The sequence below is a fragment of the Allosphingosinicella sp. genome (assembly GCF_036403745.1).
Classification (GTDB): Bacteria; Pseudomonadota; Alphaproteobacteria; order Sphingomonadales; family Sphingomonadaceae; genus Allosphingosinicella.
Map to the genome: position 1 here is coordinate 67773 of NZ_DASWQI010000092.1, position 21193 is coordinate 88965.

Sequence of the window (21193 nt, forward strand, 5' to 3'; positions counted from 1 at the left end):
GCGCGGGCCGTCACGGAACTGAATTCCGTGACGTCAGTCCTGTCGCCGCTCGCTTTCGCTAGCCGCGCAGGCTGGCCGGCGCTCGCGCTCTCTTCGCGCTGCTCCGGCGGCGTTTCACGCCGGCGTCGCTGCGGGCCCCATCAAAGTACTACTTTGATGGGAACCCTTCGCTCGGGCGCTCGCGCGGGGCCGTCACGGAACTGAATTCCGTGACGTCAGTCCTGTCGCCTTGCGCAGGCTGGCCGGCTCATGTCCTCTCTTCGCGCTGCTCCGGCGGCGGCTATGCCGCCGGCGTCGCTACGCTCGGGGACATAGCGCTAGATCCCGTTCGCGAGGTTGGTGTCGTGGTCGTGGGTCTTGGCGTCCTTCTTCATCAGCGCCTTGGTGTGCGCGTCGGCAGCGCCGTTGCCGGTGGCGGCGCTGACGGAGCCGTTCTGGTCGGTCATGTTGCCGCCGGACATGGCGGCGTCGCCCATGTTCCCCGGGCCGGCCGGGTCGACGATCATGCCTGAATTGCCGGTGTCGGACATGGTGTCCGCCGCGCTGTTGTTCGCCTGGTTGCCGCCGCTGCAGGCGCCGAGCGCGAGGACCGCGCCGGCCAGCAAGATGATACGCATGCTCTCTCCTCCTGTTTCGCGGTCGTGAAGCGCCGCGGGCTGACGGCATAACGGCCAGGTCGGCGCCAGGGTCCCGAGCAATCGCGGCGAGGCGCGCCAGCAGCGGCACAAGTGCGTGACCTTTCAACGGCTTGGGTGTAGGCTCTGCGCAGGGGTGAGGAGATTGTGATGACCAGTCACGCTTCGGACCGGGACTATGTCGCCGCGTACCGGCGCAACGGGTTCGTGATCCTGCGCGGCATCTTCGCGGCCGATGAGGTGGCGGCGATCGGGGCGGCGGCGGAGCAGGTGCATGACGAAGGGCTGCGGCTCGGGCGCAGCTTCCGGCACGGCAACCTCTTCTACCGGATCGGCCAAAATGCCGGCGGCGTCGGGGAGGGGGCCGGCGCGGTCGTGCAGATGGTGCAATGGCCGTCCTATCACCAGGCGGGGCTCAACGCGGTGCGGCTCGACCGGCGGTTCGCGTCGATCCTCGCGCCGCTGATCGGTGGCGACCTGAAGCAGATCATCAACCAGATCCACTGGAAGGCGCGAGGATCGGCGGGGGACTTCGCCTGGCACCAGGATTCGCGGTTCAGGAAGCCGGAGCGTGCCTATCGCAACCTCGGCGACGCTTATGTGCAGACCGGGCTGGCGCTCGATCCGCACACGCCGGAGGCCGGATGTCTGCGCTTCGTGCCGGGCAGCCACTTGTGGGGCACGCTGCCCCTCGAAGAGCCCGAGGACGTGCTCGGCACGGCGATGCGCGACCAGGCGCTGGAGGCGGTGGGGCTGCGCGCGGCGGACGCCGTCGACGTGGTGATGGAGCCGGGCGACCTCGCGCTCTGGAGCCCGTATCTCGTCCACGGCTCGGGAACCAACCGCGCCGCGCACCGGCGGCGGCTCTACATTAACGGCTATGTCCGCGCCGAGGATTGCGACCGCGGCGAATGGGCGTTCCGCGGCGGGCGGCCGGTGCCGCTCGGGCCCGAGCCGGCCCTGGTCCATTACGAGGCGCTGCGCGAGCGGGGCGAGCCGCACTTCGTCTGAGGCCTGCACCGATTCTCCACGGCGGCGGGATCAGGGGTGCAAGCGGACCTGCCAAATAACGGACGACAGGGACGGAGACGCGGACATGAATGCGACGGCGGGAAACAGCGGGCGCGGCGGGAATGTCGTTCGAACGCTGGGGTGGGCGGTGCTGGCGGCTTTGCTGGCGGTGCCGGCGCTGGCCATGCGGTTCGCACCGGCAGCGGGGGTCAACTGGACGGCTGCGGACTTCATCGTCGCGGCGGTGCTGCTCGGCGGGGTTGGGCTGGGGCTCGAAGCGGCGGTGCGGATGTCGCGGGACTGGGCGTACCGCGCCGGCGCAGCTCTGGCGATCGGCACCGGGTTCCTGCTGCTGTGGGCGAACCTTGCCGTCGGGTTGGTCGGAGACGAGGGCAGTGCGGCGAACGGGCTGTTCCTCGGAGTCCTCCTGGTCGCGGCCGTCGGCGCAATGCTGGCGCGGCTGAGGCCTGCCGGCCTCGCCTGGGCGTTGGCCGCGACCGCCTTCGCGCAGCTCGCCGCCGCGGCGGTGGCGCTCGGGGTCACGCCGGCCGATCCGGGGCGGCCGGTGGAGATCGCCGCGCTCGCCGGGGTATTTCCGGCTTTGTGGCTGGCGTCGGCCTGGCTGTTCCGCCGCGCCGCTTATTCGACGAAGGAATCCTCGGGGTTGAAGACGCGGTAGCCGATCACCGTCTGGGTCCGCTCGACATTGTCCCACTCGCCGGCGAGCAACGCCTCCATGACGTTGCTCTCGAAATCGGCCTCGGCGCCGCGTGCCTTCACGAGGGCGCGGACCATCAGGTCCCATTCGCCGCTGATCGAGTGGATTTCCTGCACTTCAGGCAGGCGCTTGGCGACCATCGCCTGGCCGACGGCGCTGGTCCGGCCGGGCTTGCAGCGGATGAAAATGAAGAATTGCATCGGGCTTCCTCTCCCGCGCCTCGTGCGGCGTCGGCGCTCAGAGCGCAAGCCCCGCTGCGGGGCCGTGTTATTTCCCGCTTGAAGTTGACCCAGCGTCAACCGCTATGCCCTTTTCATGGAGGATGTGCTCGACATAGCGGAGGTGGTGCGGCGGACCGGGCTGACGTCGCGGGCGCTGCGTTTCTACGAGGCGCGCGGGCTGTTGCGGCCGCTGCGCACCGCCTCGGGGCGGCGCCTTTACGGGCCGGCCGAGCTCGAGCGGGTGAACCAGATCCTCGCGCTGAAGCGCGCCGGCCTCAGCCTCGCGCAGATCCAGAGGCTGGGGCAGGGGAGGGCGCCGCTCGATCTGAAGGCGCTAATCGCCGCGCAGCTCGAGGCGCTCGCGGCGCGGGCGGCCGAGCTTGCCGAGGCCCGCACCCTCCTCCTCGCCGTCCAGTCCCGCATCGACCGCGGCGAGCCCGTCGATGCCGCGACCTTCTGCTCGCTGATCAGGAATGGAGATGCCATCATGGAAGCCGAAAGCTGGAAGAAGGTCGCCGATCGCTATTACACCCCCGAGGAGCAGGCGCATTGGGCCGAGCGGATGAAGGGCATGCCGCAGGATTTCGACGAGGCGGACTATAGCCGCGCCTGGGCCGATCTCGCGGGGCGGATCGAGGCGGCGCTGCCGATGGACCCGGCCTCGCCCCGGGCGCAGGCGTTCCTCGACGAATGGAAGGCGCTGCTGAAGCCGTTCACGGACATCGCAAGCCCGCAAATGATGCAGGGCGCGACCGACCTCTACAACGGCATGGATGAGTGGCAGGGAGATCATAAGTCGCCTTTTTCGAAAGCAGTCTGGGAGTTCGTCCTTGCCGCGGGCCGCGCCCGCCACGGCAACGTGGCCGTTTCGCCTCCCGACGGAAAGATGTAGGATCGCCGTCGCAGGGAGGGCTCTCATGGACGGGCAGCGCGCGGATCGGTCACGACCCGAACAGGTGGCGCCCCCGGTCGGCCGGGTGGCTCCTGCCCGATCCGCCGCCGCCGCCGATCCACGTCAGGCGTTGCTCGATAAGGCCCCCGGCGCCGCGAAGCTGCAAGCGCAGGCCGAGGCCCTGAACCGCGGTGCGGCGCAGCGCGCCGCCGCGGCGCCGGCTCCGCCGGCACGGCGCGGCGGGCTCCCGGCGGCCCTCCAGGCGGGCGTGGAGGCGCTCAGCGGCGCGTCGCTCGACGACGTGAAAGTCCATTATGGTTCGTCCAAGCCGGCCGCCCTTCAGGCCCGCGCCTATACGAGCGGCAGCGACATCCATGTCGGCCCCGGGCAGGAGCGCCACCTCGCCCACGAGGCCTGGCATGTCGTCCAGCAGAAGCAGGGGCGGGTCCGGCCGACGGCACGCGTTGCGGCCAGCCGATCAACGACGAGCCCGGACTGGAGCGCGAAGCCGACGCCATGGGGGCCCGCGCGCTGCGCGGCGCGGCGGCGGGCGCCGCCAGGACAAGCGCCCTGGCACCGACAGCGGCACCCGCCCAGCGCGCGCTGGTTCAGCGCGTCCGTAAGGTTTCGGACATTTTCGACGAGGTCGACAAAATCCGCACGGGCGGCACCAAGGTCGCGGCAAGCGAGGTGCACCGCCTCCTTTTCTGGAACGAGAAGGGCACCTTCGACAATGCGGGCGGCGCGAAGCTCGTGCCGATGCTCAAGCAGTATATGGCCGTGAAAACCGACCTCGAGAAGGCGGTCGTCGACGAGGGCGCGTTGCCGGAGTTCATGCGGCTGCGGAACGAGTTCAGCGCGACTCTGCCAGACGTTCTTGGGGGCGGCACCTTGTGGTTCCGCAAGCGCCCGGAGCGGGCGATGATGCAGGCCGACGGGGGCTGGATTTCCGACAACGCCTATTGGCGGTCGCCGGCGAAGGTCCGCTACATGATTCATGCCATCCTCGGCTTCCAGGGCGGAGCGGACAAGGAGCCGAACCCCCACGTCACGTTGCGCAATGCCGAAACCCAGGTCGCGATCGACCTCGACATCTCGAACCCGCTGCCGCCCACCGCGCAGGTCCAGAAGCCGAAGCGCATCCTCGCCGACATGGAGGTCACGCGGTCGTCCTACTCCCGCGGTCTCGGCGGCAAGCGGGACCCCGGCGCGAACATGAAAGAGGACGATGCCGCCTTCGGTCACCTCAACGGGGAGACGGTGAAGAACTGGCTGGGGACGCTGAAGGCCAAAGCGCAGGGCGCGCTCAAGGCGGCGGGCTGAGGGCCCGGCCGGTCCGAGCGTCGGGCTCGAGCTTCCGGGTGGAGACCGCAAAGCCCGCCTCGCGGCGGACTGGCATCCTCTTGCGTCCGGTACGAGCGCCTATGCTGCGGTTGTGGCGTACATTCAACTCTGCAGCGGCGCTAGGGAGTCTCAGCTAAGATAAGATGCGGTCGTATCTGCAAGATAAGAGGACGAGAGCAAGATACAGACCAATTAAGGCCAGAGCGTCTCCGAAGCGGAGTCAGTTTCTCGTGCAATCCAAAAGAAATTTAGTACTCATAACCGCAACGTTGATGCTCCGTATATCGCATGCGGGGCTCGGATGACTCGCGCTTCACTGCGGACTCTGTCGATGAAGGCGAGTCAACGGGAAGAAGACAAGGCGACTGCAATCTGTACCTGCGCATTTATCCTGTGAGAGGATAGAGATATGAGCAAAGAACCCGCCCCGGCTCCCGCCAAGGGCACGCCCGAAGTACCGGCTCCGGTTTTCGATCCTTGCAGCCGCGAGCCCTCGGACATCAATGTGCCGTGCTGCCGCTGCGTCGGCGGCGAAGGACAGATGATTTCGATCAACAGCGGTAGCGGTGCGGGCGCCGCGCCCTGGCGCGTGGCGGGGCCGAGCGTCACAAATCCGATCGCCCAGGCGATCGCCGCGGGCACCCTGAACAGCAATTGGACGGCGTCGCTGGCGCCGGCGCAATGGGTTCAGCCGAACGGGAGCAACGGCTCGGTAACCCAGCCGATCGGCCTCTATTATTACGACCTCCACATCAGGGTGCCCAAATGCACCGTGCCGATGGAGGTTCTGGTGACCGGCCAGGCCGCCGGCGACGACCAGATCCGGATATTCCTGGACAATATGGCCGTGCCGATCGCGCAGACCGACTACAGCATCCCCGTGCCTGGTTGGGCGACGGCGGGCGCCGGCGGCTGGGGGTTCAAGGCCGAGCGGATCGTCCCGTTTGCCGGGGCATTGACCGCACCCGGCAATCATCTGCTGCGCATCGAGGTCCAAAACGGCGGCGGCCCCCACGGCATGCTGGTACGCGGCGCGCTGAAGACGTTCTGTTCGCCGAATCTTGAATTCTGCTGCTGCTGAGGGCCGGCCCCGTGTAGGGGGCGATCACCGCCATGCCGCCGCGCTCACGCGGCCGCGCGTCCGCGGAAGTGACCGCCGAAGCGACCGGCCCGGCGGTCGAGGGCGGCGCGTGGCGATGCGTTGGCCTTGCCATCATCGCCCGTTGACCCATATGCCTCCCGCGGGTATAGGCCGCCTCGCCCGCGGAGCCGTTGCGTTCCTGGAGCGGGCAAGAGCTTGAACATTGCCGTTGCGTCGCGAAGGCCAGGGGCCGCAGGGTTCCCAGGTGCTTCGCGTTTTTTGCGTGGCGGTAGAGTAACTTAAGAAGGTGAAGGGCTTCATGCCGACGATTAACCAGCTGATCCGCAAGGGTCGCGAGCCGCAGAAGGCCAAGTCCAAGGTCCCTGCGATGGAGCAGAATCCGCAAAAGCGCGGCGTCTGCACCCGCGTCTATACGACGACCCCGAAGAAGCCGAACTCGGCGTTGCGCAAGGTGGCCAAGGTCCGCCTGACCAACCAGCGCGAAGTGATCAGCTACATTCCCGGCGAGGGCCACAACCTCCAGGAGCACTCAGTCGTGCTGATCCGCGGCGGCCGTGTGCGCGACCTTCCGGGCGTGCGCTACCACGTGCTGCGCGGCGTGCTCGACACGCAGGGCGTCAAGGATCGCCGCCAGTCGCGTTCGAAGTACGGCGCCAAGCGTCCGAAATAAGCGGGGGCGAAGGGGACACGTACTTTCACCCGCCGAGGTGCCCAACCTGGCACCGCCGTGCGGAAAGTACGTGTCCCCACCCCACCCACTGGAAGTAAGCCCCGGACGTGTTCCGGACCCGGCTGAAGAGAGAAGGAAGCAGCAATGTCCCGTCGTCGTCGTCCCGAGAAGCGCGAGATCCTCCCCGATCCGAAGTTCGGGGACATCACCCTTTCGAAGTTCATGAACAGCGTCATGCTCGACGGCAAGAAGTCGGTTGCCGAAGGCATCGTCTACGGCGCCTTCGAGACGATCGAGACGCGCGCCAAGCGCGACCCGCTGGGCGTGTTCCACGATGCGCTGAACAACGTGAAGCCGGGCATCGAGGTCCGCAGCCGCCGCGTCGGCGGCGCGACCTACCAGGTGCCGGTCGAGGTGCGCCTCGAGCGCGCCCAGGCGCTGGCGATCCGCTGGCTGATCGGCGCGGCGCGCAGCCGCTCCGAAAACACGATGGCGGCCCGCCTCTCGGGCGAGCTGATGGACGCCGCGAACAACCGCGGCAACGCCGTCAAGAAGCGCGAGGACACGCACCGCATGGCGGAAGCGAACCGCGCCTTCTCCCACTACCGCTGGTAAAACCAATCCCTATATCGTGGGAGACGGGCCGAGGTCCGTTTTCCCACATCGGAGTTTAAGATCATGGCCCGCAGCCATCCGCTCGACCGCTATCGCAACATCGGCATCATGGCGCATATCGACGCCGGCAAGACGACGACGACCGAGCGGATCCTCTATTATACCGGCAAGTCCTACAAGATCGGCGAGGTCCATGAGGGCACCGCGACGATGGACTGGATGGAGCAGGAGCAGGAGCGCGGGATCACGATCACCAGCGCCGCCACAACCTGTTTCTGGAAGGCGGAGGAAGGCGAGGGCCCCGAGCATCGCATCAACATCATCGACACGCCGGGCCACGTCGATTTCACCATCGAGGTCGAGCGTTCGCTGCGCGTCCTCGACGGCGCGGTCGCCTGCTTCGACGGCGTCGCCGGCGTCGAGCCGCAGTCCGAGACCGTCTGGCGCCAGGCCGAGAAGTACAAGGTCCCGCGGATGTGCTTCGTCAACAAGCTCGACCGCACGGGCGCCAATTTCGACATGTGCGTCGGCATGATCAAGGATCGCCTCGGCGCCCGCCCGGCCGTCCTCTATCTGCCGATCGGCCTCGAGAGCCAGTTCAAGGGCCTCGTCGACCTCGTCAACAACCGCGCCATCATCTGGCTCGAGGAGAGCCTCGGCGCGAAGTTCGAATATCGCGACATCCCCGAGGATCTCGCCGACGTCGCCGCCGCAGCCCGCATGGAGCTGATCGAGATGGCCGTCGAGCAGGACGACGAGGTGATGGAAGCCTATCTCGGCGGCGACGAGCCCGATGCCGCGACGCTGAAGAAGCTGATCCGCAAGGGCACTTTGAACTTCTCGTTCGTGCCGGTGCTGTGCGGCTCCGCGTTCAAGAACAAGGGCGTCCAGCCTTTGCTCGACGCGGTCGTCGACTATCTGCCGAGCCCGCTCGACATCCCGCCGGTCGAAGGGCTCAAGCTCGACGGCGAGACCACCGAGGTCCGTCCGGCCAGCGACGAGGCGCCGTTCTCGGCGCTCGCGTTCAAGATCATGAACGATCCGTTCGTCGGCACCCTGACCTTCGCCCGCATCTATTCGGGCAAGCTCGAGACCGCGTCGCAGGTCACGAACTCGGTCAAGGACAAGAAGGAAAAGGTCGGCCGCATGCTGCTCATGCACGCGAACGACCGCGAGGACATCCAGGTGGCCTATGCGGGCGACATCGTCGCCCTCGCTGGCCTCAAGGACACGACGACCGGCGACACGCTCTGCGCCATCAACGCGCCGATCATCCTCGAGCGGATGGAGTTTCCGGACCCCGTCATCGAGGTCGCCGTCGAGCCGAAGACCAAGGCGGACCAGGAGAAGATGGGCGTCGCGCTCAATCGCCTCGCCCGCGAGGACCCGTCCTTCCGCGTCTCGTCCGACAATGAGAGCGGCCAGACCATCATCAAGGGAATGGGCGAGCTCCACCTCGAGATCCTGGTCGACCGCATGAAGCGCGAGTTCAAGGTCGAGGCCAATGTCGGCGCGCCGCAGGTCGCCTATCGCGAATATCTGAAGCGGCCGGTCGAGCTGACCTACACGCACAAGAAGCAGTCGGGCGGTTCGGGCCAGTTCGCCGAGGTGAAGGTGAAGCTGACTCCGGGCGAGCGCGGCACCGGCTTCATCTTCGTCGATTCGATCAAGGGCGGCAACGTCCCGAGGGAATATATCCCGTCGGTCGAGAAGGGCATGCGCGAGACGGCGGAAACCGGTTCGCTGATCGGCTTCCCGATCATCGATTTCTCGGTCGAGCTGATCGACGGCAAGTATCACGACGTCGACTCGTCGGCGCTGGCGTTCGAGATCTGCGCCCGCGGCGCGATGCGCGAGGGCGCCCAGAAGGCCGGCATCACCCTGCTCGAGCCGATCATGAAGGTGGAAGTCGTGACCCCCGAGGATTATCTCGGCGACGTCATCGGCGATATCAACAGCCGCCGCGGCCAGATCCAGGGCACCGACAGCCGGGGCAACGCCCAGGTCGTCGAGGCGCAGGTGCCGCTGGCGAACATGTTCGGCTACGTGAACGAGCTCCGGTCCTTCACCCAGGGCCGCGCGCAGTACACGATGCAGTTCTCGCATTACGACGAGGTGCCGGCGAACGTGGCCGAAGAGGTCAAGGCGAAGCTGGCGTAAGCGCGAATTTGTGGTTATGGGCGCCTCCGCACATCCGGCGGGGCTCCCGGGTTTTCAGTTTGAGCAGAAGGTAGGAAGATAATGGCGAAAGCTAAATTCGAGCGGACCAAGCCGCACTGCAACATCGGCACCATCGGTCACGTCGACCATGGCAAGACGTCGCTGACGGCGGCGATCACCAAGGTGCTCGCCGAGACCGGCGGCGCGACCTACACGAGCTACGCCAACATCGACAAGGCGCCGGAAGAGCGCGAGCGCGGCATCACCATCTCGACCGCCCACGTCGAGTATGAGACCGAAGCCCGCCACTACGCCCACGTCGATTGCCCGGGCCACGCCGATTATGTGAAGAACATGATCACCGGCGCCGCGCAGATGGACGGCGGCATCCTCGTGGTGTCGGCCGCCGACGGCCCGATGCCGCAGACCCGCGAGCACATCCTGCTGGCCCGCCAGGTCGGCGTGCCGGCGCTCGTCGTCTACATGAACAAGGTCGACCAGGTCGACGACGAGGAGCTCATCGAGCTCGTCGAGCTCGAAATCCGCGAGCTGCTCTCGTCGTACGATTTTCCGGGCGATGACATTCCGATCATCAAGGGCTCGGCCCTTGCCGCTCTGGAAGACAGCGACCGCAAGATCGGCCACGATTCGATCCTCGAGCTGATGAAGGCTGTCGACAGCTACATTCCGCAGCCCGAGCGTCCGCTCGACAAGGCCTTCCTGATGCCGATCGAGGACGTGTTCTCGATCTCGGGCCGCGGCACGGTCGTCACCGGCCGCGTCGAGACCGGCATCGTCAAGGTCGGCGAGGAAGTCGAGATCGTCGGCATCAAGGACACCCGCAAGACCGTCGTCACCGGCGTCGAGATGTTCCGCAAGCTGCTCGACCAGGGCCAGGCCGGCGACAACATCGGCGCGCTGATCCGCGGCGTCGGCCGTGAGGAAGTCGAGCGCGGGCAGGTTCTCTGCAAGCCGGGCTCGATCAAGCCGCACACCGACTTCCAGGCCGAGGTCTATGTCCTCTCGAAGGACGAAGGCGGCCGTCACACGCCGTTCTTCGCCAACTACCGTCCGCAGTTCTACTTCCGCACCACGGACGTGACCGGCGAGGTGGTTCTCCCCGAGGGCACCGAGATGGTGATGCCGGGCGACAACGTGCAGCTCGGCGTCAAGCTCATCGCCCCGATCGCCATGGACCAGGGCCTGCGCTTCGCCATTCGCGAAGGCGGCCGGACCGTGGGCGCAGGGGTTGTCGCCGAGATCACGAAGTAATATAGGGCGCAGGCCGCGCGGCTCTCCCGAGATTCGCGCGGCCTCGTTTTTTGTGAGTAAGGGTGGTTCCAAACCACCGTCATGCCGGACTTGATCCCGCATCCATGAACTCTGCGGTCGAGAAATCGAGTCGCTCCGTGTTCATAGACCCCGGATCAAGTCCGGGGTGACGGTCTTGGGTTCGCCACCGTGTTTGGCTCTTTGCAATCGGTAAGCAGGTTATGGAAACGCAGAATATCCGCATTCGCCTGAAGGCGTTCGACCATCGTGTCCTGGACCAGGCCACGGGCGACATCGCCGACACCGCGCGGCGGACGGGTGCTCTCATCCGCGGTCCCATTCCTTTGCCCACGCGCATCGAGAAGTTCACCGTCAACCGCTCGCCGCACGTCGACAAGAAGTCGCGCGAGCAGTTCGAGGTGCGCACCTACAAAAGGCTGCTCGACATCGTGCAGCCCACCCCGCAGACGGTCGACGCTTTGATGAAGCTCGATCTCGCCGCGGGTGTGGACGTGGAGATCAAGCTGGCCTAAGGGGCACAGCGAGCCGTCACCCCGGACTTGATCCGGGGCCTGCCTTCCTCCTGCTGCGGCAGAAAAGAAGGTGGATGCCGGATCAAGTCCGGCATGACGATGGAGCGGAGGCTCAGGCCACTGCTTCGGACATAGGGTGATACCGCGGGAGCCTGCTCCCGGACTGCGTCCCCGCCGTTCCGCCTTCGGGTGGAGCACGAGCCCAGGCGGGGCACGCATAGACTTATAGGGCTTGAACATGCCCCCCGGCATTTGGGTCGCGGGGGCCTCTGTCATGAATGGAGTTACGATCGTGCGCACCGGCGTGATCGCGAAGAAAATGGGGATGACCCGCCTGTTCCAGGACGACGGCCGCCACGTGCCCGTCACCGTCCTGGCGCTGGACAACCTGCAGGTTATCGCGCGCAAGGATGTGGAGAGCGACGGCTACGTCGCGGTCCAGCTCGGCGCCGGCACCCGCAAGGCCAAGAACGTGACCAAGCCCGAGCGCGGCCACTTCGCCAAGGCGGAGGTGGAGCTCAAGGCCCGCGTCGCCGAGTTCCGTGTCGCCGAGGACGCCATCCTCGAGGTCGGCGCCGAGCTGACGGCCGACCATTTCGCCATCGGCCAGCTGGTCGACATCCAGGGCGTGACCCAGGGCAAGGGCTTCGCCGGCGCCATGAAGCGCTGGGGCTTCGGCGGTCTTCGCGCCACCCACGGCGTCTCGGTCTCGCACCGTTCGCACGGCTCGACCGGCAACCGCCAGGATCCGGGCCGCGTCTTCAAGAACAAGAAGATGGCCGGCCATATGGGTGCGCGCAACCGCACCCAGCAGAACCTCGAAGTGGTCCGCACCGACGTCGAGCGCGGCCTCATCTTCGTCAAGGGCTCGGTGCCCGGCCACAAGGGCGGCTGGCTGCTCGTCAAGGACGCGGTGAAGGTCGCCCGTCCCGACACGGCGCCCTACCCGGCCGGCCTCCGCCAGGCCCAGAACAACAATGACGCTCCCGCCGAGACGCCCGCCGATACGGCTGCGGCTCCGGAAGCCACGGGCGAGGAAGCCTAAGCCATGAAGGTTCAAGTCACCACGCTCGACGCCGGCAAGGCCGGAGAGATCGAATTGAACGATGCGGTGTTCGGCGTCGAGCCGCGCGCCGACATCCTCCACCGCGTCGTCACCTGGCAGCTCGAGAAGCGCCGCGGCACCGCCCGCGCCGCCCGCGAGCGGTCCGACGTCGCCCGCACCGGCAAGAAGTTCGGCAAGCAGAAGGGCGGCGGCACCGCCCGTCACGGCGACCGCCGCGCCCCGATCTTCATCGGTGGCGGCAAGGCCCACGGCCCGCGCGTCCGCGATTTCGATCCGTCGCTGAACAAGAAGGTCCGCGCGCTCGGCCTCAGGATGGCGCTGTCGTCCAAGGCGCGCGACGGCCAGCTCATCGTGGTCGAGAACCTCGACCTCGAGGGCGAGGCCAAGACCAAGGCGGTGCGCACGCAGCTCGCCGGCCTCAACCTCGGCAAGAACGCGCTGGTCATCGACGGCGACGCCCTGAGCGTCGGCTTCGCCCGCGCCTCGTCCAATCTCGGGCAGATCGACCTCCTCCCGGCGGTCGGCGCCAATGTCTACGACATCCTCAACCACGAGACGCTGGTCCTGACCCGCGCCGCGGTCGAGAAGCTGGAGTCGCGTTTCAATGGCTAAGGCAGCGAAGAAGCAGGTGCCGCAGGTCGAGCTCGGTCATTACGACGTCGTGCTCGCCCCGCACATCACCGAAAAGGCGACGCTCGTCTCCGAGCAGAACGCCGTCGTGTTCAAGGTCGCCAAGGACGCCACCAAGCCGCAGATCAAGGCGGCGGTGGAGGCCCTGTTCGGGGTCAGCGTCACCGGCGTCAACACGATCGTCCAGAAGGGCAAGACCAAGCGGTGGAAGGGCACGCCCTACCAGCGTTCGGACATGAAGAAGGCGATCGTGACGCTGGCCGAAGGCCAGTCCATCGACGTCACCACCGGCATCTGAGGCTAGGGAAAGATGGCACTCAAGACCTATAACCCGACGACCTCGTCGCAACGCGGCCTGATCCTCGTCGACAAGTCGGCGCTGTGGAAAGGGAAGCCCGTCAAGGCGCTGACCGAAGGCAAGCGCAAGACCGGCGGCCGCAACAACAAAGGCCATGTGACCTCGCGCGGCATCGCCGGCGGCCACAAGCAGCGTTACCGCTATATCGACTTCAAGCGTCGCAAGTGGGACGTGCCGGCCACCATCGAGCGGCTCGAATACGATCCCAACCGGACGGCATTCATCGCGCTGGTCCGCTACGAGGATGGCGAGCAGGCCTATATCATCGCGCCGCAGCGCGTCGGCCCGGGCGACGTGCTCGTCGCCGGCAAGCGCACCGACGTGAAGCCGGGCAATGCCATGGAGCTGGGCTCGATCCCGGTCGGCACGATCGTCCACAACGTGGAGATGAAGCCGGGCAAAGGCGCCCAGATCGCCCGCTCGGCCGGCACCTACGTGCAGGTCGTCGGTCGTGACCGCGGCATGGTCATCGTCAGGCTCAATTCAGGCGAGCAGCGTTATATCCACGCGAACTGCATGGCGACGATCGGCGCGGTCTCAAACCCCGACAATCAGAACCAGAATTTCGCCAAGGCCGGCCGCAGCCGCTGGATGGGCAAGCGTCCGCTGACTCGCGGCGTCGCCAAGAACCCGGTCGACCACCCGCACGGCGGCGGCGAAGGCCGTACCTCGGGCGGCCGTCACCCGGTCACTCCGTGGGGCAAGCCGACCAAGGGTGCCCGCACCCGCAACAACAAGGCGACGGACAAGATGATCATCCGTTCGCGTCACGCGAAGAAGAAGAGGTAAACATGGCCCGCTCCGTCTGGAAAGGTCCGTTCGTCGAGCTTTCGCTTCTGAAGAAAGCGGAAGCGGCGCAGGATGCGAACACCCGCTCGCCGATCAAGACCTGGTCGCGCCGTTCGACGATCCTGCCGCAGTTCGTGGGCCTCACGTTCAACGTCTATAACGGCAAGAAATTCATCCCCGTCTCGGTCAACGAAGAGATGGTCGGGATGAAGCTCGGCGAGTTCGCGCCCACGCGCTACTTTCCCGGCCACGCCGCCGACAAGAAGGGCAAGAGGTAAGCCATGGGCAAGCTGGCATCACCCCGCCGCGTGGCGGACAACGAGGCGCTCGCGGTCGGCACGCAGATCCGCGGCTCGGCCCAGAAGCTGAACCTCGTCGCGCAGCTCATCCGGGGCAAGAAGGCCGAGGACGCGCTGAACATCCTCCAATTCTCGCCCAAGGCGATGGCCGTCGAGGTCCGCAAGGTCCTCGCCAGTGCGATCGCCAACGCCGAGAACAACCATAATCTCGACGTCGACGCGCTCGTCGTCGCCGAGGCTTCGGTCGGCAAGTCGATCACGATGAAGCGGTTCACCCCGCGCGCCCGCGGCCGTTCCAGCCGTATCTTGAAGCCTTTCAGCCGCGTGCGCATCGTCGTCCGCGAAGCGAGCCAGGAAGCCTAGCACATGGGTCAGAAATCCAATCCGATCGGTCTGCGCCTGCAGATCAACCGCACCTGGGACAGCCGCTGGTACGCTGAGGGCGCCGATTACGCGCGCCTGCTGCTCGAGGATCTCAAGATCCGCAACTTCATCATGAAGGCGCTGCCCCAGGCGGCGATCTCCAAGGTGGTGATCGAGCGTCCGGCCAAGCTTTGCCGCGTCTCCATCTATGCCGCGCGCCCGGGCGTGATCATCGGCAAGAAGGGCGCCGACATCGAGAAGCTGCGGAAGCAGATCGGCGCGATGACCTCCAGCGACGTGTCGCTGAACATCGTCGAGATCAGGAAGCCCGAGATCGACGCCCGCCTCGTCGCCCAGGGCATCGCCGACCAGCTCGAGCGCCGCATCGCCTTCCGCCGCGCCATGAAGCGCGCCGTGCAATCCTCGATGCGCCTCGGCGCCGAGGGCATCCGCGTCGTCTGCGGCGGCCGTCTCGGCGGCGCCGAGATCGCCCGGACCGAAGGCTATCGCGAGGGCCGGGTGCCGCTGCACACGCTGCGCGCCCACCTCGATTATGCCGAAGCGACCGCGCACACCTCCTACGGGGTCTGCGGCGTCAAGGTGTGGATCTTCAAGGGCGAGATTCTCGGCCACGATCCGATGTCGCAGGATCGCCTGATGATGGAAGCGCAGACTTCCGGCGTGCGCCCCGCGCGCGACGACCGCCGCTAAGGACATAAGAGATGCTGCAACCCAAGCGCACCAAGTTCCGCAAGGCCTTCAAGGGCCGCATCCACGGCGACGCCAAGGGCGGGACCGCGCTGAACTTCGGCGCCTATGGCCTGAAGGCCCTGGAGCCGGAGCGGATCACCGCCCGCCAGATCGAAGCGGCCCGCCGCGCGATCACCCGCCACATCAAGCGCCAGGGGCGCTTGTGGATCCGCATCTTCCCGGATGTGCCGGTCTCGTCCAAGCCCGCCGAAGTCCGCATGGGCAAGGGCAAGGGCTCGCCCGAATTCTGGGTCGCCCGGGTCAAGCCCGGCCGCGTCCTGTTCGAGCTGGACGGCGTCCCCGGCCACATCGCCAAGGTCGCTTTCGAGCGCGCCGCCGAGAAGCTGCCGATCAAGACCAAGGTTATCGCCCGCCTGGGTGAGAGCCTGCTCGAGGAAGCCTAAGCCATGGCCAAGTACGACGATATTTCGAAGAACACGGACGACCAGCTCGCCGATCAGCTCCAGCAGCTGAAGCGCGAGCAGTTCAACCTGCGTTTCCAGGCGGCGACGAACCAGCTGGAGAAGCCGTCCCGCGTTCGCGAGGTCCGCCGGACCATCGCCCAGATCAAGACGCTGCAGTCCGAGCGGACCCGTTCCGCTCCGGCTAAGGCATAGGAGCAAGACGAGATGCCGAAGCGCGTTCTCACCGGCCGTATCGTGTCGGACAAGACGGACAAGACCGTGGTGGTCAGCGTCGAGCGGCGGGTGAAGCACCCGCTCTACGGCAAGATCATCAAGCGGTCGAAGAAGTACCACGCCCATGACGAGGCGAACGAGTTCAAGACCGGCGAGACCGTCCGCATCGAAGAGACGCGGCCGATCTCGAAGCTGAAGACCTGGAAGGTGATCGATCGCGTGGACACCCACGCGACGCCCGAAAAGGCCGACGTCGCGTAACGGTTTTCGTCATGCCGGGCAGGGTGCCCATCAAAGTACTACTTTGATGGGGTCCCAGATCCGGCATCCACCTTCTCTTCGACCCGGGAGAAGAAGGTGGACCCCGGATCAAGTCCGGGGTGACGGTTAAAGGGTTTTTGAAGCTGATCGCCGGGCGCACGTCCCGGTTGAAGTGAAGAAGGAATTGGATCGATGATCCAGATGCAGTCCAACCTCGAGGTCGCCGACAATAGCGGCGCGAAGCGCGTCCAGTGCATCAAGGTGCTGGGCGGGTCGAAGCGCCGTTTCGCCGGCGTCGGCGACATCATCGTCGTCTCGGTGAAGGAAGCCGCCCCCCGCGGGCGCGTCAAGAAGGGCGACGTCCACAAGGCCGTTATCGTCCGCACCGCTAAGGACATCCACCGCGCCGACGGCTCGACCATCCGGTTCGATTCCAACGCGGCGGTGCTCGTCAACAACAATGCCGAGCCGATCGGCACCCGTATCTTCGGGCCGGTCGTGCGCGAGCTGCGCGCGAAGAAGCATATGAAGATCATCAGCCTCGCGCCGGAGGTGCTGTAAGCCATGTCCGCTTCCAAGATTAAGAAGGGCGACCGCGTCGTGATCCTGTCCGGCAAGGACAAGGGCAAGCACGGCGAAGTGACCAAGGCCATGCCGAAGGACGGCAAGGTCGTGGTGTCGGGCGTCAACATCCACACGCGGCACCGCAAGCCGAGCCAGACCAACCCGCAGGGCGGGCTGGAGCGCTCGGAGGCGCCGCTTCACGTCTCGAAGGTCGCCATCGAGGATCCGAAGACGGGCAAGCCCACGCGGGTCCGCTTCGAAACCCGCGACGGCAAGAAGGTTCGGGTCGCGGCCCGCTCCGGGGAATTGATCAATGGCTGACACCAAATACACGCCGCGCCTCAGGCGCGACTATGACGAGCGCATCGTCCAGGCGATGACCGAGAAGTTCGGCTACAAGAACCGTCTCGAGGTTCCCAAGCTTGAAAAGATCGTCATCAACATGGGCGTCGGCGAGGCGACCCAGGACAAGAAGAAAGTCGAGACGGCCGCCCAGGAAATGGAGCTGATCGCAGGCCAGAAGCCGGTGATCACCAAGGCGAAGACGTCGATCGCGCAGTTCAAGCTGCGCGAGGGCATGCCGATCGGCGTCAAGGTCACCCTGCGCCGCGAGCGGATGTACGAGTTCCTGGACCGGCTGATCACGATCGCGCTGCCGCGCGTCCGGGATTTCCGGGGCCTGAACCCCAAATCGTTCGACGGCCGCGGCAATTTCGCGATGGGTCTCAAGGAGCAGATCGTGTTCCCGGAGATCAACTATGACCGCATCGACAAGGTGCGCGGCATGGACGTCATCATCACCACCAGTGCCAGAACGGACGACGAGGCGCGCGAGCTGCTGCGCCTCTTCAACTTCCCGTTCCCGCAGGAGGAGCAGGCCAAAGAGGCCGCGTAACCGAATTGGGAGAGGGGAAGACCCTTTCCTTTGAACGAAACCGAGAGGGCTGAACGAACACACCCCCTCTCCCCGGCCCTCTCCCTGAACGGAGAGGGGCTAAGAAGAAGAGAGCTTAAGTCCCATGGCGAAACTGAGTTCGATCAACAAGAACGAGCGTCGCAAGAAGCTCGTCAAGAAATATGCCGGCAAATATGCCCGGCTGAAGGCGATCGCGGACGACGAGTCGCGCGACGACACCGAGCGTCTGATCGCGCGGCTGAAGCTGGCGGAGATTCCGCGCAATGGGAACCCGACCCGGGTTCGCAACCGCTGCGGCATGACCGGCCGCGCCCGCGCAAACTATCGCAAATTCGGGCTGTCGCGCATCATGATCCGGGAATTGGGCAACAAGGGCCTCATCCCCGGTCTCACGAAGTCCAGCTGGTAAGGTATAGACTATGCCATTGACCGATCCCCTGGGTGATATGCTCACCCGCATCCGCAACGGCCAGCAGGCGCGCAAGGACTCCGTGATGAGCCCGGCGTCGAAGCTGCGCGCGCGCGTGCTCGACGTTCTCCAGCGCGAGGGCTATATCCGCGGCTACGTGGAAGAGGCGCTCGGGCCGGCAAAGGGCCTGCGCATCGAACTCAAATATTTCGAGGGCCGTCCGGCCATCCAGCACGTCTCGCGCGTCTCGAAGCCCGGCCGCCGGGTCTATTCGGGGTCGCAGGACCTGCCGCGGGTGCGCAACGGCCTCGGCATTACCATCGTCTCGACGCCTCGTGGCGTTCTGTCCGACGCGGAAGCGCGCGAGCAGAATGTCGGCGGCGAGGTGCTGGCGGAGGTATTTTAAGATGAGCCGCATTGGAAAAGTGCCGGTCGCTCTGCCGTCCGGCGTCACCGCCACGACGGAAGGCCAGATCCTGTCCGTGAAGGGCCCCAAAGGCACCCTCACCATGCCGATGATGGACGACATCAGCTACGGCATCGAAGACGGCCGCATCGTCGTCGAGCCGGCGAACGGCACCAAGCGGGCGCGCTCCTTCTGGGGCATGCACCGCACCCTGGTGCAGAACCTCGTCACCGGCGTCACCGACGGCTTCACCAAGACGCTGGAGATCACCGGCGTCGGCTACCGCGCCGCGGCCCAGGGCAAGAATTTGCGCCTGCAGCTCGGCTACAGCCACGATGTGAACATCGCGGTGCCGGACGATCTGACCGTCGCCACCCCCGATCAGACCACGGTCGTGATCTCGGGCAACGACCGCCAGCGCGTCGGCCAGCTTGCCGCCGAGGTCCGCCAGTGGCGCAAGCCGGAGCCCTATAAGGGCAAGGGCATCAAGTATCGCGGCGAGTTCATCTTCCGCAAGGAAGGGAAGAAGAAGTAACATGGCCAAGCTCACCCTCTTCGAGCGGCGCCGCCAGCGCGTCCGCACCTCGCTCCGCAAGCGCGGCGGCACCCGTCCGCGGCTGTCGATCCACCGCTCGGGCCGGCACATCTACGCCCAGGTCATCGACGACAAGGCGGGGCGCACCGTCGCCGCCGCCTCGACGCTCGACAAGGAACTGAAGGGCAAGACCGGCGCCACCGTCACGGGCGCGCAGGAGGTGGGCCGGCAGCTCGCCGAGCGCGCCAAGGCGGCCGGCGTCACCCAGGTGGTATTCGACCGTGGCGGTTTCCTGTTCCACGGCCGCGTGAAGGCGCTCGCCGACGCCGCGCGCGAAGGCGGATTGGAGTTTTAAATGGCTGACGAGAACAACATCGAAGGCACCGAGGTTCAGGCCGAAGTGGCTGCGGTTCCGGCTCCGGACGCTCCGGCGCAGGCCGACACCGGCCCTCCGGCGCGCGAGGGCCGCGGCCCCCGCGGTGGTCGTGGCGGACGTGGCGGCGGCGGTGGCGGCCAGGGCGGTCGTGGTGGCGGCCAGGGCGGTCGTGGCGGCGGTCGGCGCGATGAACGCGGCCGTGGCCGTGGCGGCGACGACGACGGCGGCGAGGAGCTCATCGAGAAGCTCGTCCACATCAACCGCGTCTCCAAGACCGTGAAGGGCGGCAAGCGCTTCGGCTTTGCGGCTCTGGTCGTGGTCGGCGACGGCAAGGGCCGTGCGGGCTTCGGCCACGGCAAGGCCCGCGAGGGTCCCGAGGCGATCTCCAAGGCGACCGCGGCGGCCAAGAAGGCCATGGTCCGCGTGCCCTTGAAGGAAGGCCGCACGCTGCATCATGACGGCAACGGCCATTTCGGCGCTGGCCGGGTCACCCTCCGCTCGGCTCCGCAGGGCACCGGCATCATCGCCGGCGGCCCGATGCGCGCCGTGTTCGAGAGCCTGGGTGTCGCCGACGTGGTGACCAAGTCGGTCGGCACGTCCAACCCCTACAACATGATCCGCGCGACCTTCGAGGCGCTGACCGACCAGACTTCGCCGAAGTCGGTCGCCCAGCGGCGCGGCAAGAAGATCGCCGACCTGCTCGGCCGCGGCGGCTCGCAGGCTGCCGAGGCGGATGCCGCGGCGGTCGTGGAGTAACAGACATGGCGACGATCAAGATCACCCAGACCGGTTCGCCGATCCGCCGCACGCCCGACCAGCGCAAGACGCTGATCGGCTTGGGGCTCAACAAGATGCATAAGACGGTCGAGCTGACGGACACCCCCGAGGTCCGCGGCATGCTCCGCAAGGTGCAGCATATGGTGCAGGTGGCGGAGTAAGCCCCCTCTAGCCCCTCCCCTTCAGGGGAGGGGTTGGGGTGGGGCAGTGTGGAAGAAGAGGCTGCGGTTTGCCGCCCTCGACTCCCCCACCCCCAACCCCTCCCTTGAAGGGGAGGGGCTTTTTACACAGCGCGACAAAAGCGAAAGCGAGTGCAGACAGATGAAACTCAACGATCTTCGTGACAATAAGGGCGCCCGGAAGAGCCGGGTGCGCGTCGGCCGCGGCATCGGCTCGGGCCTTGGCAAGACCGCCGGGCGCGGCCAGAAGGGCGCCAAGTCGCGCTCGGGCGTCTCGATCGCCGGCTTCGAGGGTGGCCAGATGCCGCTCCACATGCGGCTGCCGAAGCGCGGCTTCAACAACCCGTTCGCCAAGGATTATGCCGAGGTGAACGTGGGCGCGATCCAGAAGCTGGTCGATGCCGGCACGCTCGATGCCAAGGGCACACTCGACCACGACGCGCTGAAGGCCGCGGGCCTGGCGCGCGGCGGCAAGCACGGCGTCCGCCTGCTCGGCAAGGGCAGCCTCACCGCCAAGCTCTCCCTGCGCGTCGCCGGCGCGTCGGCCGGCGCCCGTCAGGCGGTCGAGGCCGCGGGCGGCTCGCTCGAGGTGATCGAGGTCGTTTCCGCGGCCGAAAAGGCCGCCGCGAAGAAGAACAGCGTCAAGAAGCGCAAGGCCTGACCCGCACGCGTTTCGCCCTTCGAGGCTGACAAGCCCGAAGCGG

General features: G+C 66.6%; 33 protein-coding genes and 1 pseudogene. 31 read left to right on the plus strand and 3 right to left on the minus strand.

Annotated features, from left to right (window positions below; genetic code table 11):
• Positions 1-317: 317 nt before the first annotated feature.
• Positions 318-617 carry a hypothetical protein gene (locus VGC56_RS17660; RefSeq protein ID WP_464127001.1) on the minus strand — a complete coding sequence of 100 codons (300 nt, stop codon included), beginning with the start codon at positions 615-617 and terminating at the stop codon, positions 318-320.
• Between the two features lie 168 nt (positions 618-785).
• Between VGC56_RS17660 and VGC56_RS17665 the strand changes: the two genes are divergently transcribed.
• Together VGC56_RS17665 and VGC56_RS17670 are read left to right on the plus strand one after the other, a co-directional pair.
• Positions 786-1646 (plus strand): phytanoyl-CoA dioxygenase family protein, encoded by an 861-nt coding sequence (locus tag VGC56_RS17665; RefSeq protein ID WP_464127003.1) that lies wholly within the window; start codon positions 786-788, stop codon positions 1644-1646.
• 85 nt (positions 1647-1731) lie between these two features.
• A complete protein-coding gene (locus VGC56_RS17670; protein WP_464127004.1) occupies positions 1732-2325 on the plus strand; it encodes a hypothetical protein in 594 nt (197 codons plus the stop codon).
• Here the strand turns inward: VGC56_RS17670 and VGC56_RS17675 are convergent.
• Complete coding sequence (locus VGC56_RS17675) at positions 2286-2564, minus strand: Lrp/AsnC family transcriptional regulator (RefSeq protein WP_464127006.1); 279 nt, start codon at positions 2562-2564, stop codon at positions 2286-2288. The two genes, VGC56_RS17670 and VGC56_RS17675, sit on opposite strands and share 40 nt — an antisense overlap.
• 115 nt (positions 2565-2679) lie before the next feature.
• Here VGC56_RS17675 and VGC56_RS17680 point away from each other — a divergent pair, with 115 nt between their 5' ends.
• Positions 2680-3477 (plus strand): MerR family transcriptional regulator, encoded by a 798-nt coding sequence (locus tag VGC56_RS17680; RefSeq protein WP_464127007.1) that lies wholly within the window; start codon positions 2680-2682, stop codon positions 3475-3477.
• A gap of 49 nt (positions 3478-3526) precedes the next feature.
• Here the strand turns inward: VGC56_RS17680 and VGC56_RS17685 are convergent, their stop codons facing one another.
• Positions 3527-3790, minus strand: a complete 264-nt coding sequence (locus VGC56_RS17685) for a hypothetical protein (RefSeq protein WP_464127115.1) — start codon at positions 3788-3790, stop codon at positions 3527-3529.
• On the opposite strand from VGC56_RS17685, the pseudogene VGC56_RS17690 reads away from it, so the two are divergent.
• The 28 genes and pseudogenes from VGC56_RS17690 to rplO all read left to right on the plus strand — a co-directional run.
• A pseudogene (locus VGC56_RS17690) lies at positions 3779-3859 on the plus strand (hypothetical protein); the annotation flags it as partial. The gene VGC56_RS17685 and the pseudogene VGC56_RS17690 sit on opposite strands and share 12 nt — an antisense overlap.
• Before the next feature lie 134 nt (positions 3860-3993).
• A complete protein-coding gene (locus VGC56_RS17695) occupies positions 3994-4800 on the plus strand; it encodes a hypothetical protein (protein WP_464127117.1) in 807 nt (268 codons plus the stop codon).
• 430 nt (positions 4801-5230) lie between these two features.
• On the plus strand, positions 5231-5902 hold the full coding sequence (locus VGC56_RS17700; RefSeq protein ID WP_464127009.1) for a hypothetical protein: 672 nt from the start codon (positions 5231-5233) through the stop codon (positions 5900-5902).
• 319 nt (positions 5903-6221) lie between these two features.
• The gene (rpsL, locus tag VGC56_RS17705; RefSeq protein WP_028969180.1) at positions 6222-6593 is read left to right on the plus strand and encodes a 30S ribosomal protein S12; all 372 of its coding nucleotides are present in this window, start codon (positions 6222-6224) and stop codon (positions 6591-6593) included.
• A gap of 144 nt (positions 6594-6737) precedes the next feature.
• Entirely contained in the window at positions 6738-7208 is a 471-nt protein-coding gene (rpsG, locus tag VGC56_RS17710; protein WP_464127011.1) for a 30S ribosomal protein S7, read from the plus strand.
• A 63-nt stretch (positions 7209-7271) separates the two neighbouring features.
• Positions 7272-9368 carry an elongation factor G gene (gene fusA / locus VGC56_RS17715; RefSeq protein WP_464127012.1) on the plus strand — a complete coding sequence of 699 codons (2097 nt, stop codon included), beginning with the start codon at positions 7272-7274 and terminating at the stop codon, positions 9366-9368.
• Positions 9369-9449: 81 nt separating this feature from the next.
• Complete coding sequence (gene tuf, locus VGC56_RS17720; RefSeq protein WP_464127014.1) at positions 9450-10640, plus strand: elongation factor Tu; 1191 nt, start codon at positions 9450-9452, stop codon at positions 10638-10640.
• A 221-nt stretch (positions 10641-10861) separates the two neighbouring features.
• The gene (gene rpsJ / locus VGC56_RS17725; protein WP_028969184.1) at positions 10862-11173 is read left to right on the plus strand and encodes a 30S ribosomal protein S10; all 312 of its coding nucleotides are present in this window, start codon (positions 10862-10864) and stop codon (positions 11171-11173) included.
• Between the two features lie 292 nt (positions 11174-11465).
• Positions 11466-12218, plus strand: a complete 753-nt coding sequence (gene rplC, locus VGC56_RS17730) for a 50S ribosomal protein L3 (protein ID WP_464127111.1) — start codon at positions 11466-11468, stop codon at positions 12216-12218.
• A 3-nt stretch (positions 12219-12221) separates the two neighbouring features.
• Positions 12222-12851 carry a 50S ribosomal protein L4 gene (gene rplD, locus VGC56_RS17735; RefSeq protein ID WP_464127017.1) on the plus strand — a complete coding sequence of 210 codons (630 nt, stop codon included), beginning with the start codon at positions 12222-12224 and terminating at the stop codon, positions 12849-12851.
• The gene (locus VGC56_RS17740) at positions 12844-13167 is read left to right on the plus strand and encodes a 50S ribosomal protein L23 (RefSeq protein ID WP_464127019.1); all 324 of its coding nucleotides are present in this window, start codon (positions 12844-12846) and stop codon (positions 13165-13167) included. Before rplD ends, VGC56_RS17740 begins: the two co-directional genes overlap by 8 nt.
• Positions 13168-13179: 12 nt before the next feature.
• Complete coding sequence (gene rplB / locus VGC56_RS17745) at positions 13180-14016, plus strand: 50S ribosomal protein L2 (protein WP_464127021.1); 837 nt, start codon at positions 13180-13182, stop codon at positions 14014-14016.
• Between the two features lie 2 nt (positions 14017-14018).
• Positions 14019-14294 carry a 30S ribosomal protein S19 gene (gene rpsS, locus VGC56_RS17750; protein WP_464127023.1) on the plus strand — a complete coding sequence of 92 codons (276 nt, stop codon included), beginning with the start codon at positions 14019-14021 and terminating at the stop codon, positions 14292-14294.
• A gap of 3 nt (positions 14295-14297) precedes the next feature.
• Complete coding sequence (rplV, locus tag VGC56_RS17755) at positions 14298-14678, plus strand: 50S ribosomal protein L22 (protein ID WP_464127024.1); 381 nt, start codon at positions 14298-14300, stop codon at positions 14676-14678.
• 3 nt (positions 14679-14681) lie between these two features.
• Positions 14682-15389, plus strand: coding sequence for a 30S ribosomal protein S3 (gene rpsC / locus VGC56_RS17760; protein WP_464127025.1), 708 nt, complete (start codon positions 14682-14684; stop codon positions 15387-15389).
• Positions 15390-15400: 11 nt separating this feature from the next.
• Positions 15401-15832, plus strand: a complete 432-nt coding sequence (gene rplP / locus VGC56_RS17765; protein ID WP_464127027.1) for a 50S ribosomal protein L16 — start codon at positions 15401-15403, stop codon at positions 15830-15832.
• Between the two features lie 3 nt (positions 15833-15835).
• Positions 15836-16045, plus strand: coding sequence for a 50S ribosomal protein L29 (gene rpmC, locus VGC56_RS17770; RefSeq protein ID WP_464127029.1), 210 nt, complete (start codon positions 15836-15838; stop codon positions 16043-16045).
• 12 nt (positions 16046-16057) lie between these two features.
• Positions 16058-16327: a 30S ribosomal protein S17 gene (gene rpsQ / locus VGC56_RS17775; protein ID WP_464127030.1), complete on the plus strand. Its 270-nt coding sequence runs from the start codon at positions 16058-16060 to the stop codon at positions 16325-16327.
• Between the two features lie 192 nt (positions 16328-16519).
• Entirely contained in the window at positions 16520-16888 is a 369-nt protein-coding gene (gene rplN / locus VGC56_RS17780) for a 50S ribosomal protein L14 (RefSeq protein WP_044450113.1), read from the plus strand.
• A gap of 3 nt (positions 16889-16891) precedes the next feature.
• Complete coding sequence (rplX, locus tag VGC56_RS17785) at positions 16892-17212, plus strand: 50S ribosomal protein L24 (protein ID WP_464127032.1); 321 nt, start codon at positions 16892-16894, stop codon at positions 17210-17212.
• Entirely contained in the window at positions 17205-17786 is a 582-nt protein-coding gene (gene rplE / locus VGC56_RS17790; RefSeq protein ID WP_464127034.1) for a 50S ribosomal protein L5, read from the plus strand. Before rplX ends, rplE begins: the two co-directional genes overlap by 8 nt.
• A gap of 124 nt (positions 17787-17910) precedes the next feature.
• Positions 17911-18216, plus strand: coding sequence for a 30S ribosomal protein S14 (gene rpsN, locus VGC56_RS17795; RefSeq protein ID WP_464127036.1), 306 nt, complete (start codon positions 17911-17913; stop codon positions 18214-18216).
• 10 nt (positions 18217-18226) lie between these two features.
• Positions 18227-18622, plus strand: a complete 396-nt coding sequence (gene rpsH, locus VGC56_RS17800; protein ID WP_464127037.1) for a 30S ribosomal protein S8 — start codon at positions 18227-18229, stop codon at positions 18620-18622.
• A 1-nt stretch (position 18623) separates the two neighbouring features.
• Positions 18624-19157 carry a 50S ribosomal protein L6 gene (gene rplF / locus VGC56_RS17805; protein ID WP_464127038.1) on the plus strand — a complete coding sequence of 178 codons (534 nt, stop codon included), beginning with the start codon at positions 18624-18626 and terminating at the stop codon, positions 19155-19157.
• 1 nt (position 19158) lies between these two features.
• Positions 19159-19512 (plus strand): 50S ribosomal protein L18, encoded by a 354-nt coding sequence (rplR, locus tag VGC56_RS17810; protein ID WP_464127040.1) that lies wholly within the window; start codon positions 19159-19161, stop codon positions 19510-19512.
• The gene (gene rpsE, locus VGC56_RS17815) at positions 19513-20289 is read left to right on the plus strand and encodes a 30S ribosomal protein S5 (protein WP_464127042.1); all 777 of its coding nucleotides are present in this window, start codon (positions 19513-19515) and stop codon (positions 20287-20289) included. It begins immediately after the preceding gene.
• Between the two features lie 5 nt (positions 20290-20294).
• Positions 20295-20471 (plus strand): 50S ribosomal protein L30, encoded by a 177-nt coding sequence (gene rpmD / locus VGC56_RS17820; RefSeq protein WP_464127044.1) that lies wholly within the window; start codon positions 20295-20297, stop codon positions 20469-20471.
• Between the two features lie 160 nt (positions 20472-20631).
• Entirely contained in the window at positions 20632-21150 is a 519-nt protein-coding gene (gene rplO / locus VGC56_RS17825; protein WP_464127045.1) for a 50S ribosomal protein L15, read from the plus strand.
• The last annotated feature ends 43 nt before the right edge of the window (positions 21151-21193 follow it).

Coding starts and splice junctions, on each gene's coding strand:
- VGC56_RS17660 (WP_464127001.1), bottom strand. CDS start 617: ATGCGTATCATCTTGCTGGCCGGCGCGGTCCTCGCGCTCGGCGCCTGC.
- VGC56_RS17665 (WP_464127003.1), top strand. CDS start 786: ATGACCAGTCACGCTTCGGACCGGGACTATGTCGCCGCGTACCGGCGC.
- VGC56_RS17670 (WP_464127004.1), top strand. CDS start 1,732: ATGAATGCGACGGCGGGAAACAGCGGGCGCGGCGGGAATGTCGTTCGA.
- VGC56_RS17675 (WP_464127006.1), bottom strand. CDS start 2,564: ATGCAATTCTTCATTTTCATCCGCTGCAAGCCCGGCCGGACCAGCGCC.
- VGC56_RS17680 (WP_464127007.1), top strand. CDS start 2,680: ATGGAGGATGTGCTCGACATAGCGGAGGTGGTGCGGCGGACCGGGCTG.
- VGC56_RS17685 (WP_464127115.1), bottom strand. CDS start 3,790: ATGGACTTTCACGTCGTCGAGCGACGCGCCGCTGAGCGCCTCCACGCC.
- VGC56_RS17695 (WP_464127117.1), top strand. CDS start 3,994: ATGGGGGCCCGCGCGCTGCGCGGCGCGGCGGCGGGCGCCGCCAGGACA.
- VGC56_RS17700 (WP_464127009.1), top strand. CDS start 5,231: ATGAGCAAAGAACCCGCCCCGGCTCCCGCCAAGGGCACGCCCGAAGTA.
- rpsL (WP_028969180.1), top strand. CDS start 6,222: ATGCCGACGATTAACCAGCTGATCCGCAAGGGTCGCGAGCCGCAGAAG.
- rpsG (WP_464127011.1), top strand. CDS start 6,738: ATGTCCCGTCGTCGTCGTCCCGAGAAGCGCGAGATCCTCCCCGATCCG.
- fusA (WP_464127012.1), top strand. CDS start 7,272: ATGGCCCGCAGCCATCCGCTCGACCGCTATCGCAACATCGGCATCATG.
- tuf (WP_464127014.1), top strand. CDS start 9,450: ATGGCGAAAGCTAAATTCGAGCGGACCAAGCCGCACTGCAACATCGGC.
- rpsJ (WP_028969184.1), top strand. CDS start 10,862: ATGGAAACGCAGAATATCCGCATTCGCCTGAAGGCGTTCGACCATCGT.
- rplD (WP_464127017.1), top strand. CDS start 12,222: ATGAAGGTTCAAGTCACCACGCTCGACGCCGGCAAGGCCGGAGAGATC.
- VGC56_RS17740 (WP_464127019.1), top strand. CDS start 12,844: ATGGCTAAGGCAGCGAAGAAGCAGGTGCCGCAGGTCGAGCTCGGTCAT.
- rplB (WP_464127021.1), top strand. CDS start 13,180: ATGGCACTCAAGACCTATAACCCGACGACCTCGTCGCAACGCGGCCTG.
- rpsS (WP_464127023.1), top strand. CDS start 14,019: ATGGCCCGCTCCGTCTGGAAAGGTCCGTTCGTCGAGCTTTCGCTTCTG.
- rplV (WP_464127024.1), top strand. CDS start 14,298: ATGGGCAAGCTGGCATCACCCCGCCGCGTGGCGGACAACGAGGCGCTC.
- rpsC (WP_464127025.1), top strand. CDS start 14,682: ATGGGTCAGAAATCCAATCCGATCGGTCTGCGCCTGCAGATCAACCGC.
- rplP (WP_464127027.1), top strand. CDS start 15,401: ATGCTGCAACCCAAGCGCACCAAGTTCCGCAAGGCCTTCAAGGGCCGC.
- rpmC (WP_464127029.1), top strand. CDS start 15,836: ATGGCCAAGTACGACGATATTTCGAAGAACACGGACGACCAGCTCGCC.
- rpsQ (WP_464127030.1), top strand. CDS start 16,058: ATGCCGAAGCGCGTTCTCACCGGCCGTATCGTGTCGGACAAGACGGAC.
- rplN (WP_044450113.1), top strand. CDS start 16,520: ATGATCCAGATGCAGTCCAACCTCGAGGTCGCCGACAATAGCGGCGCG.
- rplX (WP_464127032.1), top strand. CDS start 16,892: ATGTCCGCTTCCAAGATTAAGAAGGGCGACCGCGTCGTGATCCTGTCC.
- rplE (WP_464127034.1), top strand. CDS start 17,205: ATGGCTGACACCAAATACACGCCGCGCCTCAGGCGCGACTATGACGAG.
- rpsN (WP_464127036.1), top strand. CDS start 17,911: ATGGCGAAACTGAGTTCGATCAACAAGAACGAGCGTCGCAAGAAGCTC.
- rpsH (WP_464127037.1), top strand. CDS start 18,227: ATGCCATTGACCGATCCCCTGGGTGATATGCTCACCCGCATCCGCAAC.
- rplF (WP_464127038.1), top strand. CDS start 18,624: ATGAGCCGCATTGGAAAAGTGCCGGTCGCTCTGCCGTCCGGCGTCACC.
- rplR (WP_464127040.1), top strand. CDS start 19,159: ATGGCCAAGCTCACCCTCTTCGAGCGGCGCCGCCAGCGCGTCCGCACC.
- rpsE (WP_464127042.1), top strand. CDS start 19,513: ATGGCTGACGAGAACAACATCGAAGGCACCGAGGTTCAGGCCGAAGTG.
- rpmD (WP_464127044.1), top strand. CDS start 20,295: ATGGCGACGATCAAGATCACCCAGACCGGTTCGCCGATCCGCCGCACG.
- rplO (WP_464127045.1), top strand. CDS start 20,632: ATGAAACTCAACGATCTTCGTGACAATAAGGGCGCCCGGAAGAGCCGG.